The sequence below is a fragment of the Bacteroidales bacterium genome, from assembly GCA_016707785.1.
GTDB lineage: Bacteria > Bacteroidota > Bacteroidia > Bacteroidales > UBA4417 > UBA4417.
This window is the reverse complement of record JADJGZ010000002.1, coordinates 321765-338573: the sequence shown is the minus strand read 5'-3', so window position 1 is coordinate 338573 and position 16809 is coordinate 321765. Positions and strand designations below refer to the sequence as shown.

12 protein-coding genes and 2 pseudogenes are annotated in these 16809 nt (G+C 41.4%); 3 read left to right on the top strand and 11 right to left on the bottom strand.

Annotated features, from left to right (window positions below; genetic code table 11):
- Positions 1 to 47 precede the first annotated feature (47 nt).
- The 9 genes from IPH84_03125 to IPH84_03085 all read right to left on the bottom strand — a co-directional run bounded on the left by IPH84_03125 (position 48) and on the right by IPH84_03085 (position 10227).
- Complete coding sequence (locus IPH84_03125) at positions 48 to 701, bottom strand: CoA transferase subunit B (protein MBK7172229.1); 654 nt, start codon at positions 699 to 701, stop codon at positions 48 to 50.
- Positions 702 to 787: 86 nt separating this feature from the next.
- Complete coding sequence (locus IPH84_03120) at positions 788 to 1480, bottom strand: CoA transferase subunit A (protein ID MBK7172228.1); 693 nt, start codon at positions 1478 to 1480, stop codon at positions 788 to 790.
- Between the two features lie 50 nt (positions 1481 to 1530).
- Positions 1531 to 2385 (bottom strand): hydroxymethylglutaryl-CoA lyase, encoded by an 855-nt coding sequence (locus IPH84_03115; GenBank protein MBK7172227.1) that lies wholly within the window; start codon positions 2383 to 2385, stop codon positions 1531 to 1533.
- A gap of 372 nt (positions 2386 to 2757) precedes the next feature.
- Entirely contained in the window at positions 2758 to 3903 is a 1146-nt protein-coding gene (locus IPH84_03110) for an acyl-CoA dehydrogenase family protein (GenBank protein ID MBK7172226.1), read from the bottom strand.
- Positions 3904 to 4188: 285 nt separating this feature from the next.
- Positions 4189 to 6174, bottom strand: coding sequence for an acetyl-CoA carboxylase biotin carboxylase subunit (locus tag IPH84_03105; protein ID MBK7172225.1), 1986 nt, complete (start codon positions 6172 to 6174; stop codon positions 4189 to 4191).
- A 258-nt stretch (positions 6175 to 6432) separates the two neighbouring features.
- The gene (locus IPH84_03100) at positions 6433 to 7236 is read right to left on the bottom strand and encodes an enoyl-CoA hydratase/isomerase family protein (GenBank protein MBK7172224.1); all 804 of its coding nucleotides are present in this window, start codon (positions 7234 to 7236) and stop codon (positions 6433 to 6435) included.
- Positions 7237 to 7249: 13 nt separating this feature from the next.
- Positions 7250 to 7633: a hypothetical protein gene (locus IPH84_03095; GenBank protein ID MBK7172223.1), complete on the bottom strand. Its 384-nt coding sequence runs from the start codon at positions 7631 to 7633 to the stop codon at positions 7250 to 7252.
- Between the two features lie 64 nt (positions 7634 to 7697).
- Positions 7698 to 9401, bottom strand: coding sequence for a methylcrotonoyl-CoA carboxylase (locus IPH84_03090; protein MBK7172222.1), 1704 nt, complete (start codon positions 9399 to 9401; stop codon positions 7698 to 7700).
- Entirely contained in the window at positions 9352 to 10227 is an 876-nt protein-coding gene (locus IPH84_03085) for an MBL fold metallo-hydrolase (GenBank protein MBK7172221.1), read from the bottom strand. The genes IPH84_03090 and IPH84_03085 overlap by 50 nt, the downstream gene beginning before the upstream one ends.
- A gap of 199 nt (positions 10228 to 10426) precedes the next feature.
- On the opposite strand from IPH84_03085, the pseudogene IPH84_03080 reads away from it, so the two are divergent.
- From IPH84_03080 to IPH84_03070, 3 genes and pseudogenes are all read left to right on the top strand, one after another.
- Positions 10427 to 11825 (top strand): annotated as a pseudogene (locus tag IPH84_03080) (cation:dicarboxylase symporter family transporter).
- A 42-nt stretch (positions 11826 to 11867) separates the two neighbouring features.
- A complete protein-coding gene (locus tag IPH84_03075; GenBank protein MBK7172220.1) occupies positions 11868 to 12701 on the top strand; it encodes an MBL fold metallo-hydrolase in 834 nt (277 codons plus the stop codon).
- 114 nt (positions 12702 to 12815) lie between these two features.
- Positions 12816 to 13952 carry an AlkZ family DNA glycosylase gene (locus IPH84_03070; GenBank protein MBK7172219.1) on the top strand — a complete coding sequence of 379 codons (1137 nt, stop codon included), beginning with the start codon at positions 12816 to 12818 and terminating at the stop codon, positions 13950 to 13952.
- Between the two features lie 89 nt (positions 13953 to 14041).
- On the opposite strand, the pseudogene IPH84_03065 reads toward IPH84_03070, so the two are convergent.
- Positions 14042 to 16084, bottom strand: a pseudogene (locus IPH84_03065) (hypothetical protein).
- Positions 16081 to 16734: a nitroreductase family protein gene (locus IPH84_03060; protein MBK7172218.1), complete on the bottom strand. Its 654-nt coding sequence runs from the start codon at positions 16732 to 16734 to the stop codon at positions 16081 to 16083. The pseudogene IPH84_03065 and the gene IPH84_03060 overlap by 4 nt, the downstream one beginning before the upstream one ends.
- Positions 16735 to 16809: the final 75 nt, after the last annotated feature.

Sequence of the window (16809 nt, the reverse complement as noted above, 5' to 3'; positions counted from 1 at the left end):
AGTTTTCATTTATGCTGTTAGAATCAGTTCTTATTTAAAGTCAATGGCTAAAACTGCATTTCAGGTATTTCTCCTTCAATGATCAACCGGCCTGCTGTGGCTGAACGTATTTCTTCAACAGTAACTCCCGGCGCACGTTCCAACAATCTGAAACCGTCACCAGTTACCTCGATAACAGCCATATCGGTCACAATCTTTTTTACACAATTTACCCCTGTGAGAGGCAAGGAGCATTTGGGTAAAAGCTTGGACCCTTCTTTGCTGGTATGCTGCATAGCAACAATAATATTCTTTGCAGAAGCAACAAGATCCATTGCTCCGCCCATTCCCTTCACCATTTTCCCGGGAATTTTCCAGGAGGCTATATCACCTTTCTCAGAAACCTCAAATGCTCCAAGCACAGTAAGATCTACATGTCCGCCCCGGATCATTGCAAAGCTGAGAGAAGAGTCAAAAAAACTGGCACCTTCAACAACCGTTACCGTTTGTTTCCCTGCATTAATTAGATCTGCATCCACCTCTTCTGCGAATGGAAACGGTCCCATCCCCAGGATTCCATTTTCTGATTGCAAGGTAACCTGCATCCCTTCCGGTATGTAATTAGCAACCAGGGTAGGAATTCCTATACCAAGGTTCACATAATATCCATCCTTAAGTTCCCGGGCAATACGTTGTGCGATTTGTTCTTTTGTGAGTGGCATTATAGGGGGATTTTTGATTGCGGATTGCAGATTGCGGACTGAAGATTGGCAGAATAAATCCGAAATCAACAATCCGAAATCCGAAATTATTCTCTAACGGTTTTTCTTTCAATACGCTTTTCATATCCCCTTCCCTGGAAAATCCTTTGGACAAATATTCCCGGGGTATGAATATAATTGGGGTCAAGAGTCCCGGCGGGCACCAGTTCTTCAACCTCAGCAATGGTAATTTTTCCAGCCATTGCCATTGATTGGTTAAAATTATTGGCCGTATTCCGGTAGACAAGGTTTCCATGGGTGTCACCTCTCCATGCTTTGACAATTGCAAAATCAGCATTTAGGGCAAGTTCCAATAAATGTGGTTTCCCGTTAAATTCTCTGATCTCTTTCCCTTCAGCTACTTCAGTTCCATAGCCGGCAGGTACGAAAAATGCCGGAATTCCTGAACCACCCGCACGACAACGTTCGGCCAGGGTTCCTTGTGGAATGAGTTCTACTTCCAATTCTCCACTGAGCAGTTGACGCTCAAATTCAGCATTCTCACCAACATAGGAGGATATCATCTTATGAATCTGGTGATTCTTCAATAATAAGCCCAAACCAAAATCATCAACGCCTGCATTGTTGGATATACAAGTCAAACCTTTGATGCCACTGGCAGCCAACGCTGTTATACAGTTTTCAGGGATTCCACATAAACCGAATCCACCTACCATCAACGTCATCCCATCGGATATACCCTTGATCGCTTCAATTGCGCCATTTACCACTTTATTCATATTCCGGAATTTGCATATGAAAATATTAAAAATACCATTACTCTGATCATTTAACGAAATATTTTGTCAGAGAAGATCTTACTTTCGTTTAATATACCAGGATCAACTCCATGATTGATTCCTTTTCGGTTGCACCAATCTAATAAATTCAGGGTATCCAGGTTTGCCAAAAGCTCATATCCGGTCATCGGACAACCACCATGCCCCCCAATGGCACCTTCGAACCATCGGAATCCAGCTTGCCAGGCCGCTTCTACCTTAATTTCCCAGTCCATCTGTCCGACATGAAGATGAATTCCCAGGGTGAGTTGCTCAAATTCTTTGATTAATTTTGAACAGAGCCGGCTTATGACTTCCACTGTAGCCACACCAGTTATATCGGAGAAAACTATGTCGTTAAATCCAGCTTTCCCGAGTCTTTCCACCTCCACTACCACTTGCTCTTCACTCCATGGATCGCCATATGGATTTCCAAATGCCATGGAAACATATACCCTTATTTTCTTACCCGAATCCTTTGCCATTTGATGAATTATATTTAGTTCATCCCATGCTTGTTCCGGACTTGAATTGATGTTTCTCTTTAAAAAAGTGGGGGAAGTTGAATATGGGAAACCAATAAGATGAATCCTCTCAAAGGTGCAGGCTTCACTGCCACCTCTATGATTCCCAACAACCACCATGAGCTGTGTATTGGTATGACCTGGGTTCAGATTTGATATAACTTCCCGGGTATCTGCCATTTGTGGAACAGCACGGCGAGATACAAGGCTACCCACATCTACAGTGTGAAAACCTGCTGTTAAGAGCATATTTATATACTCCAGCTTATCACGCGTTGAAATGATTGTCTCCCAACCTTGCATCGCATCCCTTGGTGTTTCAGTAATATGAATGCTTTCCATATGATTAGTTTTGGCAAAGGAGAGGTGATTATTAAGACGTGCTAAAGGCATCCCTTCGGAACATCAGAAGCGGAAATCCAAGACAAAGCTCGCCTGCGGAGAAATGCAAAATCCATCCGCCAGCTGGCGGACCAAGTTTCAAGCTCTAAAATCCAAAATCCGCTTAACAGGAGGAATATTGCTGGTTTAAAATTGTTTCAGACATTAACATTGACATCTGAAATTAACCCGCCTGACTGAGGCAATATTAATCCAAAACGATTAAGATTTCAGTCGGGCAGGTCCCAAATCAAACATCCGACATCAAACATCCGACATCCCACATCCTAACATCCGACATCAAACATCCGACATTAGACATCAGACATTCCATCAACACCCTATGTACCTGGAAATCACCATTCTTTGTATTTCAGAGGTCCCTTCACCGATTTGAAGCAACCTTTGGTCACGATAAAACCTCTCAACATCATAATCTTTCATCAATCCATATCCCCCATGAATTTGAACTGCTTCATCAGCAACTTCTTTAGCGATTTCTGAGCAATACAATTTCGACATAGCGGCTTCTTTAGCAAAAGGAAGGTGGTTATCCTTTAACCAACAGGCTTTATAGAGCAGGTTCCGGGCTAATTCAATTTTCGTAGCCATATCGGCCAGTTTGAATGCGATAGCCTGGAATTTTGATATTGGCTGTCCAAACTGTTTGCGTTCTTTGGCATAATTTAATGCAAGTTCAAAGGCACCTTGTGCGCAACCCAGTCCCATGGCGGCAATTGAAAGGCGCCCATTGTCAAGGGTGGAAAGCATTATTTTTGATCCTTCACCAATTTTCCCCAACAGGTTCGCTTCTGGGACTTTACAGTCATCGAAAAACAATTCTGCTGTGTCACTGGCCCGCCACATCATTTTACCATGCATAGTTCTGCGTGTAAAACCAGGAGTCCCTTTCTCAACGATGATTGTAGAGAATTGCTTTTTCCCATCAACTTCCCCGGTAACAGCCTGAACTGTTGCTCCAATTGAAATCTCTGCAGAACCATTGGTAATAAAGATTTTAGAACCATTTACCACCCAATTTCCATTATCCAGATAGGCATTTGTTCGCGTTCCCCTGGAATCGGATCCAGCATCTGGTTCTGTTAGGCCGAACGCCCACAGAGCTTCACCTGTGCATAAAGCGGGCAAATATTTATGCTTTTGTTCTTCTGTTCCATAGTAGTACAGCGGTCCAATTCCAAGTGAATTATGTGCTGCAATGGTTGCTGCCTGTGAACCATCAACCCTGGCAAGCTCCTCAACAGCAATAATATATGAGAGAGTATCCATTCCATGTCCACCATATTCAACAGGAACTGAAATCCCGAATAATCCCAACTCCCCCATTTTCCTGGTGAGTTCAGGAGAAAACCGGGCTGATTCATCCAGTTCTTTAGCAACAGGCCGGATTTCACGTTCTGCAAAATCCCTTACGGTTTGCCGGATTAATGATTGTTCTTCTGTAAGCTGATAGTCCATAGTGCGTAAAGATCAAATAATGTATTTGTTACAGGCTAAAATAATAAAAAGCATAAGCCCTTTTCATCCTTGCCCGGAATCTACCCCCGATAAGATGCAAAAGCTTTGCTGGCAGTAATTATCTGATTCACAATCAGATTGTTCTGGTTTTTATACTGTTATTCCTAATATCAATAAACAATTAAATTCCTGTTTTGATTACAAGTGAAATCTGTCTGAGAAATGATATACTTCCTGATTGAGAAAACATAAAGCACTTTCATTATCTCTCCAAATGAAAGCCTATTACTCGTTTTCCTTCACATGTATGAGTTTCGTATTCCCATCGACGAGCTCTCCTACTGACACATTAATGCGATCCACTATCCCTTCACCTGGACAAACAATGTTGTTTTCCATCTTCATAGCTTCTACTACAAGCAGCAGGTCTCCTTTAGTAACGGCCTGGCCTTCTGTAACACAAATCTTTATTACCTTCCCTGGCATGGGAGAAATAATATTCTCAAGATTTGATGCTCCCATTCCTTCTGAACCGGAAAATTCAGGCTGAGGAGGCAGTAGGTCCAACCTGGTTACCTCAAATGTAATGCCGGAAGAATTTACCAGGATTTTTCCAGGCTCTGGTTGCGACAACCATGTAAGATGATGCTGGTTTCCAACGATAAGTTCTGTTTTACCATCAGGAAAGCAATGATAATCAACAACAGTTTCCTCGCTATTCCATATTAGTTTTAATTGATGCCTTGAGAACTCCCTGATTATTAATTTATGGATAACCGTTCCAATCTGAAGGCTTAGATGCATAAAAATTCTCCAATATCCGATCTTATCCCAGGTATTAGAATCTGCTTGTACTGCTTTCTGTAAACTACCTATTAATCCGGCAAACAAGGGAATCCGGATATCAACATCCAGCATCTTTTGCTTAATCTCTTCTATTAGGATGGTAGTATATTCATCGCAATATTTAGTAGAAATCTGATTGTCAATAAATTCTTTATGTTCAAGAATAGCATGAAGAAAGGAGATATTGTTTTTGATACCATGAATGACATAATTATTCAATGCATCAATCATCCCATGCCTTGCTGATTCCCGATCTTCACCGAATACAATCAGCTTGGAAATCATAGGGTCAAAGAAAGATTGAATAACGGGCTTACCGGCTATTCCTGAATCAACGCGGATATTAGCCCCAGATGGCTCATGGTAAAGATTCATTTTTCCTGGAGAAGGAAGAAATCCATTTTCAGGGTCTTCTGCATATATACGACATTCAATGGCGTGGCCCTTTTGTTTAAGGTCTTCCTGTTTGAACCTGAGTGGTTCACCGGAAGCGATTCTTATTTGCTCCTCCACGATATCAATTCCCGTAGTCATCTCAGTTACAGGATGTTCCACCTGAATCCTGGTATTCATTTCAAGGAAATAAAACTGCAAGCTGGCATCAACCAGGAACTCAATTGTTCCGGCACCCTGGTATCCAATAGCTTTCCCAATGGCTACAGCAGCATCTCCCATTTGTGATCGCACAGCAGGATTAAGAGTTGGAGAGGGGGCTTCTTCAATAATTTTCTGATACCTTCTCTGTATAGAGCATTCCCTTTCAAAAAGATGAATCACATTCCCATGCTGATCCCCGATAAGCTGAATCTCAATATGACGAGGGTTTTCGACAAATTTCTCTACATATACCGTCCCATCTGCAAAATAATTGGCTGCTTCCCTGGAAGTTGATTCTAATGCTTTTATAAGATTTTCTTTTGAACGAACAATTCGCATCCCTTTTCCACCTCCTTCGGCAGCAGTTTTAACAAGCAGAGGAAAGCCAATCTCATCAGCATGTTCAAGGATCGAAGAAGGAGTTCCTGTGAGGCCCGAGGTAATAGGAATCCCAATAGAGGCAGCAAAATTCCTGGCTTCAATCTTATTCCCCATTACATGCATCACATTGCTATCGGGACCAATAAAAATAAGTCCGGCATTCTGGCAGGCAGTAACAAAGGATGGGTTTTCAGAAAGAAATCCATAGCCAGGATGGATGGCATCACAAAAGGAATCCTTTGCGACAGCAATAATTTTTGCAGTATTAAGGTATGTATCAGCTAATGCTGAATGTCCAAGACAGTAAGCTTCATCGGCCATTTCGACATGTCGGCTATCAATATCGACTTCAGAATATATAGCAACAGTCTTGATTCCCAGCCTTCTGGCTGTTTTCATGATTCTAACCGCAATTTCGCCGCGATTGGCAATAAGAACCTTCGTAATTTTCATCAAACAGGATATTTACATTAAAACAGCATGCTTTATTGCTGTGGAACGCTATAATTCAAACGTTCCTGTTTCGTTTCAGGATTTGCAAATTGGTGGATAAAAAGTCCCCGGTATAATAGATATTGGAAAAGCATCCCATTCTATTCTGCCGGGTTTTCAACTCCAACATTGATTTTCACAACATGAAATGTACTGGAACTAAAACAAATCCAAGATACTAATTCCCGGAATACCTGACAAATGACTTGAAAATTAATTGATTTCTGATTCGTTGATCCAGTTAGGGCGGCGTTTTTCAAGAAAAGCGGCCATTCCTTCCTGTCCTTCTGATGAGGCTCTGATTTCAGCAATCATATGGGCTGTATAGGACAATGCTTCATCCAATGTTATATTATTGGTTACCTCATCGATCAGTTTTTTGCATTGTGCAATTGCTTTCGGGCCGCTGGATTTGAGCAAATCAGTAATATTCCGGCAATAGCTCTCCAGTTCAGAGGATGGCAAGGACTTATTTACAAGTTTATATTTTTCTGCTTCCGGCCCATTGATTCTTCGGCCAGTAAGCATAAGTTCCCTTGCTCCATACTCACCAACGCGTTTTATCACATATGGAGAAATGCAAGCCGGAACAATTCCAATTTTTACCTCACTGAGCGAAAAAACTGTTTCGTTATCACAGAGGGCGATATCGCATGCAGCCAGTAATCCGTTGGCTCCCCCGATTGCAGCTCCGTGTACAAGCGCAATGGTAGGTTTAGGAGAAGTATAGATGGTATAAAAACATTGTGATAATCGATAACTCTCTTCGTAATTCTGTTCAAACGTATATTTCGAAACATTTCGCATCCAGTTCAGATCAGCACCTGCACAAAATGATTTCCCTTCACCTCTGAGAATAATAGCCCTGATGGATTCCACTTTTTCAATTTCACGGAAAGCATCAGTAATTTCCGAGATCATAACTTCATTGAATGCATTCCTGATATCAGGGCGATTCAGGGCAATGGTTGCTATATCATCTTCAATTACAAGTGAAAGTGTGGAGCAATGTTTCATTTCAGTAAAATTATTATTCAGATTTTTCCCGGGGTTGTTCAACAACACGGGATTGAAACTTATTGGATACTACTTTCCAATCATCACCTATATATCTCCTGGTCGCAATACTACCTTCAGGAAGATGAGCAATTTCTCCAACGGATGGATCTATAATCAGTATTTCCTGAAGTGAAACCAGGATCGCCTGTTCATTTGGGTTTGACTTATCCTCCTTTGAAAAGAACTTCCAGTTTCCATCATTGATATCATGTATCACAATGGTAATAGATTTCCCGTGATTAATGACCTGACGGTTAGTGTAAACCGCGGTTGATAAGCTACATCTGAAACTGTTTTTAACCATAGTCTTACGAAATAGAACTTGTAAACTAGTAATGATTCTGAATGATGGCATTTAAATACCATCCTGGTTAAGTCACAATTAGTGGTAGATTCTTTCAAAAACCGGGTATTCAGATTTACATCCTGAACACACCAAATTTTGTTTCATCCCATAGTTTGTTTAGCGATGCAGAGATTCCCATTGCCAGTATCTTCCTGGTATCAACGGGGTCAATTATTCCATCATCCCATAGTCGGGAAGTGCTATAATAAGCTGATCCTTCTTCCTCATACTTCTTCAGAATGTTAGCCCTCATTGCTTCCTTCTCTGATTCCGACAATATTTTTCCTTTTGCTTTCAGTTGGTCTTCCTTAACCGTAATGAGTACACCAGCTGCCTGCTCGCCACCCATCACACTTATCTTGGCATTCGGCCACATAAATAATAGCCTGGGTTCATAGGCACGTCCGGCCATTGCATAATTTCCCGCCCCAAATGAGCCCCCAAATACTACTGTAAATTTGGGCACCATTGCATTGGCAACAGCATGCACCAGTTTTGCACCATCACGGGCAATACCCCTTCTTTCATACTCTTTCCCAACTATAAAGCCAGTGATATTCTGTAGAAATATTATAGGGACGTTCCTACTGGTGCATAATTCAATAAAATGAGCACCTTTAAGGGCCGTCTCAGAAAAGAGGACTCCGTTATTTGCAATAATCCCAACAGGGAAACCCATGATTCTGGCAAAACCAGTTACCAAAGTTGGTGCATATCGGGCCTTAAATTCATGGAACCTGCTTCCATCGACAATCCTGGCAATGATCTCATGAGAATCAACAGGTTTTCGCAGATCAACCGGTGCAATACCATACAACTCTCTTGGATCATAAAAGGGTTCCTCCACAGGAGCTAAATCAAGAACTTGCCTTGCAGGCTTTTTCATAGTCAGGAAAATGTCCCTGCAGATCTGTAAGGCATGGCGGTCGTTTTCTGCAAGGTGGTCGGCCACTCCCGAGATACTGGTGTGAACATCAGCTCCACCGAGTTCCTCTGCACTTACTTCCTCTCCTGTAGCCGCTTTTACAAGAGGTGGGCCCCCAATAAAAATCGTACCCTGGTTGCGCACAATAATCGTTTCATCGCTCATCGCCGGAACATAGGCTCCACCTGCAGTGCATGAACCCATTACAATTGCAATCTGAGGAATGCCAAGAGCAGACATCCTTGCCTGGTTGAAGAAAAATCGTCCGAAATCATACTTGTCAGGAAAAACCCGGGCTTGCTCAGGTAGAAACACGCCTCCTGAATCCACCATATAAACACAGGGTAAATGATTCTCCATGGCAATTTCCTGAGCCCTCACATGTTTCTTTATGGATTGCTCTATATAGGTACCCCCTTTTACTGTCGCATCATTAGCAACAATGATCGTTTCACGGCCATGAATAACACCAATACCGGTAATAATACCTGCACTTGGAAATTCATTGTTATACATACCATATGCTGCCAGTGGAGATAATTCAAGAAAAGGTGTATTGGGATCAATGAGAAGATCAATCCTCTCCCTTGCCAATAATTTCCCCCGTTCCTTGTGTTTTCTGATAGCTTCTTCCGGAACAGAGTTCAGCACACCATCATACAATGACTTATGCCTGGATAATAAATCCAGGAAACCGGCTTCTCCTGTTTTAAATTCAGCAGAAGTAGTCCTTACTTTTGATTCAATACGGTACAAATGATCAGGGATAGTGTGAAAGAGTAAATTTATAGAAATAAATCCTTTAATTTGAAGCAGGAGCAATAATTTTTCTTCCTTTTTCGATAAAATCATTGAGCGCAAAGCTTTTAGAACACTTATACCCCTTCTCTGTAAGCTCAACAGTGCAGCATTCAGTGAAAGCATCATGTTCAAAAAATAGTATATATCCATTTTTTACTGCTGCTTCCAGGAACTCTTCCTTCTCTTTTAAGCTGATAAGCGGCTGCGTATCATAACTCATGATATATGGAAGCGGAATATGGGCAGAAGTAGGGATGGTATCAGCCATAAATACAATGGTATTGCCCCGATACTGGATAAAAGGAATGGCTTGTCCTACTGTATGACCATTAAAGATGGCTATTTCGACACCGGGTATAAGTTCGAAGGGTCCGTCAAACAGGCGCAATTTGCCGGAATCAGCAATTGGCAAAATATTTTCCCTGAGAAAAGATGCTTTCTCCCTTGGATTTGCATTGACAGCCCATTCCCATTGGGGACGACTGATCCAATATGTAGCATTCGGGAAAGTGAGCTTGTAATTTTCCTGCGAATCCTTGCTGATACTACCTCCGGCATGATCAAAATGGAGATGGGTAAGAAACATATCAGTGATATCTTCTCTGGTTAGCCCAATCCCGGCCAAAGATTTATCCAAACTGTCATCACCATGTAGATAATAGTGTTTGAAAAATTTTTCATCCTGTTTATTCCCAATCCCATTATCAATCAGGATTTTACGGTCCCGGTCAACAATTAACAAACACCTCATGGCTAATGGAATCAGGTTATTTTCATCGGCGGCATACACTTTATTCCAGATAGATTTGGGCACTACTCCGAACATAGCCCCTCCATCCAGTTTGAAATTTCCTGTTGGAATTGAAAATAGTTCCATAATTGAATTGCTAAAATTATTCTAAGACAACAATCATTCACCTTGTATGTTTGGAATACATAGGATAATGATTTCCAGATTAGTCTGAATCTGAATGAAATAGCGATAGAATAACTGTGCTCAGATGCTGATATTGCTGCAATCAGTGAGAGTTGGCGATATTCAAATAAAAAAAGGGAAAATCACTACATTTGCCTAAATGAGCATTTCAAATAAATCTTTCTTACAGATTCTATTATCGGGTATAAGCCTGGTGATCATACTTGAAACAGGACAATTTCTAAATGCCTGGAGTCTTGGATTATCCTTATTGACTATCTTCCGCTGGCTTGCCCTTGCATTATTGGTGTGGTATGCTTTTCGCAAGAAATCCCTCACCACATGGATTCTCATCAGCATGGTGCTGGGGGTGGAATTCGGGCACGATTTCCCTTCTGTGGCAATCCACCTGAATCTTTTCAGCAAGATTTTCCTCAGGATGGTAAAGACCATCATTGCTCCCTTATTATTTGCAACGCTGGTTGTTGGCATTGCCGGTCACTCCAGTCTTAAGCAAGTAGGAAGGATGGGCTGGAAATCAATAGTTTATTTTGAAATTGTTTCCACCCTCGCATTATTCATCGGTCTGCTCGCTATCAACCTGAGTAAGGCTGGAATGGGTGTGAGCATTCCACCTGATTTTGCCCAGCAAAATGTTCCCGAAGTGAAAGCGCAGACATTGGAAGAAATCATCCTCCACATCTTCCCCGAAAATATTGCAAAAGCAATTTATGAAGGACAAGTTCTGCAGATTGTTGTTTTCAGCATCTTCTTTGGAATTGCTGTGGCCATGCTGAAAGAAAACCATAGGAAAAGAATGGTAAATTTTGCTGAAAGTTTATCAGAAGCCATGTTCAAGTTTACCAACCTGGTGATGTTTCTTGCCCCGATAGCTGTTTTTGCTGCAATTGCTTACTCAGTAGGGCATATGGGGACTAGGCATACTGGCAAATCTATTTAAGTTGCTGGCAACCCTGTATGTCGCTCTCATTGCTTTTGTGATGCTGGTATTCATTCCAATTATGGTTATTCTTAAAATTCCCATTCGGAATTTTATAAGAGCTATATCAGAACCGGCAACTATTGCATTTGCAACCACGAGCTCCGAATCGGCTTTGCCCAGAGCCATGGAGGCTATGGAGAAATTTGGTGTTCCCAGGAAAATTGTTGCCTTTGTAATACCAACAGGCTATAGTTTTAACCTGGATGGTACAACTTTATACCTATCATTAGCTTCAATCTTTGTAGCCCAGGTCGCAGGAATCCACCTGAGCATTGAAAAACAACTGCTGATTGTGTTTACTCTCATGCTTACCAGCAAAGGTGTTGCCGGGGTGCCCAGGGCATCATTGGTCATTTTGCTGGGTACTGCTGCCAGTTTTGGATTACCGCTCTGGCCCATATTTATTATACTTGGAATCGATGAACTAATGGATATGGCAAGAACAGCAGTGAATGTGATTGGTAACTGCCTTGCAACCGTAGTTATTGCCAAATGGGAAGGGGAATTTGACCAGGAAGCGGCTAATAGCTTTAAAACAGAACTACTGGATAATTAAGTAGTTATAATCTTTTTGAATAACATTCTCAACTACCTCATTATGAAGCTCAAAAAGATACTATTTTACCTGGGAGGAGTCATCCTTGTAATGATGATGGCACTCATCATCTATCTCTACCCGTTTTACACCTTTTTCTTTACTGATAATTCCACAATTATCGATGAAAAACTGACGATGATCAGTGGGGCAGGGAATAGCTGTATCCTGGAAACAGATAGTGCTATTGTTGTGATCGACACAAAGATGGGAAAAATGGGAAAAAATCTCGAAGTACTTGCCCGGGGAAAAGCCAATAACAAGAAAATCATTGTGATCAATACACATATCCATGGCGACCATATCTATGGAAACAGGAATTTTAAGAATTGCGACATTTACATGGGCGCTTATGACTCTATTTTTGCGAAAGATAATATTGAGCCTGAAGATTATCCCACCCATTTTGTAAAAGATAGTATTGTGCTTAAACTGGGAGATGAAACCCTTGTCCTTTATAACATTGGCCAGGCTCACACCTTCGCTGATATGGTGATTTATATGAAAACCAGGAAGCTGCTGGTATCTGGAGACCTTATCTTTAACCAGATTCATCCGGCACTCATTCGAGAAGATGGCACAAATATTGAAAAATGGAGCCGCGCCCTGGATATTCTGCCGGGATTGTGGGAGATCCAAACGATTATTCCCGGCCATGGCAACCCAGGTGGAATCGATCTGCTGCTGGATCTCAAAACCTATTTTATAGATCTGAAAAAAGCTTCACTTTCTGAAAAGACTTCTGAAGAGATCTTATTGAAATACAAATCCTGGATGAAGATGCCACTTATGTCTTCTCCGGGAATGACAATGGATTATATCAGAGAAAATCCATAAACATATAATCCCTCATTTATTACTGATTGTCTTCAACCTTTTGAAGCCATTGTAGCAAAGGTTATTCACCGAAAATCTGAGTATTAACCAGCTCTGATCCAATCGCTATATCAAGTGATAGAACAGAATTCTGAATTTGTTGTTTTCATTGAACGTAATTCCAAGATATTGATATCAGCACAAGACATAAGGAAAATCAGGCTATGGAATCAGCATTTAGCCGGTGGGCATTGTAACACCCCTTTAGAGCTGGTAAAATGGATGGGAGCTCTCCAGGCCCAGGATAAAAGCATGGTAAAGTGGGCAATAGGAATCAGGCTGGCAGATGCAGGATTATCTTTTGTTGATGAAGCCCTTGATAAAGGGGATATCCTTAGAACGCATGTCCTTCGTCCAACCTGGCACCTGGTCCCTGCAAAGGATATTGGATGGATGATTGCATTGACAGGCCCAAGGATCAGGTCATCCATGAAATCAAGGCTTCAGCAACTTGAATTAAGCCCTGAAATATTAAAACTTAGCATTGATCTCATATGCAAGGCTTTGGATGACTCCGGGCATATGAGCCGGGAAGGTTTAATGGAACACTTGCGAAAGCATGGCATCTTAACTGATGAGAACCGATCATCACACATCCTTATGAATGCTGAACTGGAAGGGATGATTTGCAGTGGCCCCAATCTTTCAGGTAAACAAACCTATGCACTATTGGCAAAAAGAGTACCTAAAAGAATAACTCTTACAAAGGAAGAAAGTCTTTATGAACTGGCGAGAAGATATTTTTCAAGCCATGGTCCGGCTACCCTGGCAGACTTTTGCTGGTGGTCGGGCCTGGGAACCCGTGACGCAACGATCGGCATCAATTTAAACATTAACGGTATGATACGGGAAACGAACGGTACTAATGATTATTGGTTTTTTGAACCCCAAAAACCCTGTTTTGACCTGCCTCCCCAGGTTATTCTTCTTCCAGCTTTTGATGAATTCCTGATTAGCTATAAAGATCGCAAGGAAATAATACCAGTGTCAATTCAACGAAAAGCCGTTTCGAATAACGGTATTTTTTATCCCATTGTATTATATAATGGAGAGGTAATTGGAACATGGACAAGAAAACAAGGTCCTCGCCAACTATCAATCAATATCAGTTACTTTAGCAAGCCAGGTCTGGCCGTTCAGGAGCAGGTTAACCTTCGGGCTGAAGAGTTTGGGGTTTTCTACGGACAAAATGTGAAAATTTCCCATGAATAAACCTCCGAATTCATTGTTTTACAACTCCTACTGAATAATAAAAGGCGGACAATCATCCGCCTTTCATATAAATTATGCGTATCCGTTTCTTATTTTATCATTTTCAAGGCTTCATCAACAGCTCTCAGCATAGGTTCAACGGCAATTGGTTTCCCTACAGCACCTTTCATCCATGCCTGTGGGACAAGACGTCCCTGCTGGTACATGCGATCTACCTCATCAGCAAATTTCCTGTCTTTAATAAAACCATCGATTTGAAAGTCGATAAGATGACCAACAGGATAGTTTGAAAGATAAAGTGGGTTATCGATCATATGTGAATAGATGGCAAGAATAGGTTCATCTTTAGTTCCAAAAACCGGAGCATAGTACTTATTCCAGACTTCCTTGGCAATACTGATTACTGATGCTTTCAATTCTGCAGGAGTAGCTTTAGGATTTTCGTACATCCACTTCCATACCTGCATATCTACCAGAGAAACACCCATTATTTCGTAGCTTGACCATAGGGCATCCAGTGCTGCATTGTATTCCTTATTGGGATCATTATCATTAATGCCAAGAAGGGAAAGATCTCTTTTTTGGAAAAGGAAAGCCAGGGCTTCTGTAAATGCAGTGTTTGGCACCCCGGATAACATGTAATAATCAATATCGTAAAGGTCAATGGTCTGTTCAACATTATGCCCAAATTCATGAGTGGCAATATTATACCCCTTGTAATTCATTCCCTGGGGAGAGAGGCGGGTTCTTAACCTTGCCTTATCACCTTTCATATAGGCGCCGGCAGCATGGCCGGAACCTCTTGCCGGGTCTACCTGGATTTTCGATGCAATGTAGTCGGCACGTTCCGGGGCCCAACCCAGTTTCCTAAGCATCAAAGGCATATCCTTTTCAAAGGCTTTGGCATCAGGGTAAAGACCGGTAGTTTTGGCAGTGAGTTCATCTTCATTGATACTGCTTCTGGCTTTAAATCCATCGTACCAGATGTCAAAAGGCTGTAAATCGCGGCCAAGCCGACGGCTGATCAGTTTTCCAACTTCGCTTACCTGAGAAGAGGTAATCAAGGTGATAAAGAGTTGCTCCACATCTTTTTCAGGGATTTCCATACTCAGTTCGAATGCTCTCTGGCTGTAAGTTGGATATGCCGGGTAATAAGGGTCCACAGCTTTCATGGCTTTAAAGTTGTTGAGCAGCATTTCATAACGTCTGTCGGGTTCCGGAGTAGCTGTTACCTCTTTAGCATCTTTAAACAACTTGTTATCAATAGGATTCCATTTGAATTCAGGGTTATTGATCACATTTTCAGGGATACTCTGATCGATAATTCTTTTCATTACCGCATATACCATCTTTTGTTTTTCAAGTCCATCTGGTTTACCGTAATGAGATTTCAACTCATCTCTTAACCCCCAATGTGAGATCAATTTCATCTCCGAAGGGAAATAGGTTTTGCCGGATGCGTCCACCAGGTTGCCCATCATGATATTGTATTCCGAAATATACAAATCAGATTTGCTCAAGGCTTCTGTAACCTTTTGATTCAGTGCTGCAGGTACTCTGGAAGTGAATACATCTCCCATACGGGCATAAGCCCATTGTTTTCTTGTCCAGGATGCTCCTAATTCTGTCTTTTCAGTAAGGGTATAGAAAGGAAAATTTAAAGCTGTAATAAATGCTATTTTATTTTGAAAGGTCATCTGTTAAATGGGCTGAAGGAGAAATGAAGCAAACATTTCATCAATGGGAGTTAAAGCCGGACCATCCATATCAACAGGTAGGCGAAGATCCATTCCCATTTTATTAAAATTGCCATATAACACTTCAAAAGCATCCTGCAGCTTTAGGAAAAGGGTGTTTAATGCAGCCGTGTCATTTACAAAATGCTGTTCGCAAAATGCAGTAAATTCCTCAGAAGAACCGTCTTCCTTTTGCCAGAGGGATGCTACTTGTTTAACCCCTCTTTCAATCCTGAACTTTGCTGTTTCTCCGCAGGAATCCGTTAGTTGTTTGATTACTTTATCCATGGTTGCCTGTTTGATAAAGGTTACCGATGCCCCGGATTTCCCGGACGGTTGTTTACAACCTGCTATAACTAAAAGAAGGAAAGCAGGTAAAAGGAAAATTTTTCTCATCTCAGTTTGTGTTGAATGTGAGTGGTAGAATGGTGTAAATGTATATAGTTTTTTGAATGGACGACAATCACTGTTTTCAATTTAAAACTGACTATCTGGAAATCGTCAGAATGAATTGTAACTGGAAATTTCTTCAATTGATTTTCGGATTTTTTTCGTGTTGGATAACCCTCTTCGGCATATCCAAGGCTAATTACAAGAGAAACCGTTTTATCGGAGGGTATATTTAGTAATTTTCTCAACTGCTTCTCATCATACCATCCCATCATGCAGCTGCCTAATCCTTCTTCTGCTGCCTGCAAACAAAAGTGCTCCGCTGTAATTCCCACATCAATTAACCGCCACTCCTTCTTTTTAAGAATCATGGCAAACCTGTTAAGCAGCCTTGGTTTAGTCATTACCAGTACTACTAATACCGGAGCCTGTAACGCGAATTTATTGAACTTCACTGAACCGGAAAAAGTCGCTTTTGCTACTTCTGTCCGAAGCGGCTCTTTGTCAACAATAATGAAATGCCAGGGCTGTGAATTACTTGCTGAGGGTGCAAGACGGGCTGCTTCAAGACAACGGCCTAGTTTTTCTGCTTCCACAGGCCTGTTTGAATACTTCCTGACACTTTGCCTTTGGGCAACCAGGGAAAGAAAAGACATTGAATTGTTTTTTTGAGTAACTTTATAATGAAATAGCTTCTTGCACGCTATGATACCATCAAAAATACAACTTTT

What these genes read in the sequence shown, in the direction of transcription:
- IPH84_03075 (MBK7172220.1), top strand. Translation starts at nt 11,868, where the DNA reads ATGAAGCTCAAAAAGATACTATTTTACCTGGGAGGAGTCATCCTTGTA.
- IPH84_03100 (MBK7172224.1), bottom strand. Translation starts at nt 7,236, where the DNA reads ATGAAACATTGCTCCACACTTTCACTTGTAATTGAAGATGATATAGCA.
- IPH84_03060 (MBK7172218.1), bottom strand. Translation starts at nt 16,734, where the DNA reads ATGTCTTTTCTTTCCCTGGTTGCCCAAAGGCAAAGTGTCAGGAAGTAT.
- IPH84_03115 (MBK7172227.1), bottom strand. Translation starts at nt 2,385, where the DNA reads ATGGAAAGCATTCATATTACTGAAACACCAAGGGATGCGATGCAAGGT.
- IPH84_03125 (MBK7172229.1), bottom strand. Translation starts at nt 701, where the DNA reads ATGCCACTCACAAAAGAACAAATCGCACAACGTATTGCCCGGGAACTT.
- IPH84_03095 (MBK7172223.1), bottom strand. Translation starts at nt 7,633, where the DNA reads ATGCCATCATTCAGAATCATTACTAGTTTACAAGTTCTATTTCGTAAG.
- IPH84_03110 (MBK7172226.1), bottom strand. Translation starts at nt 3,903, where the DNA reads ATGGACTATCAGCTTACAGAAGAACAATCATTAATCCGGCAAACCGTA.
- IPH84_03085 (MBK7172221.1), bottom strand. Translation starts at nt 10,227, where the DNA reads ATGGAACTATTTTCAATTCCAACAGGAAATTTCAAACTGGATGGAGGG.
- IPH84_03090 (MBK7172222.1), bottom strand. Translation starts at nt 9,401, where the DNA reads ATGATTTTATCGAAAAAGGAAGAAAAATTATTGCTCCTGCTTCAAATT.
- IPH84_03120 (MBK7172228.1), bottom strand. Translation starts at nt 1,480, where the DNA reads ATGAATAAAGTGGTAAATGGCGCAATTGAAGCGATCAAGGGTATATCC.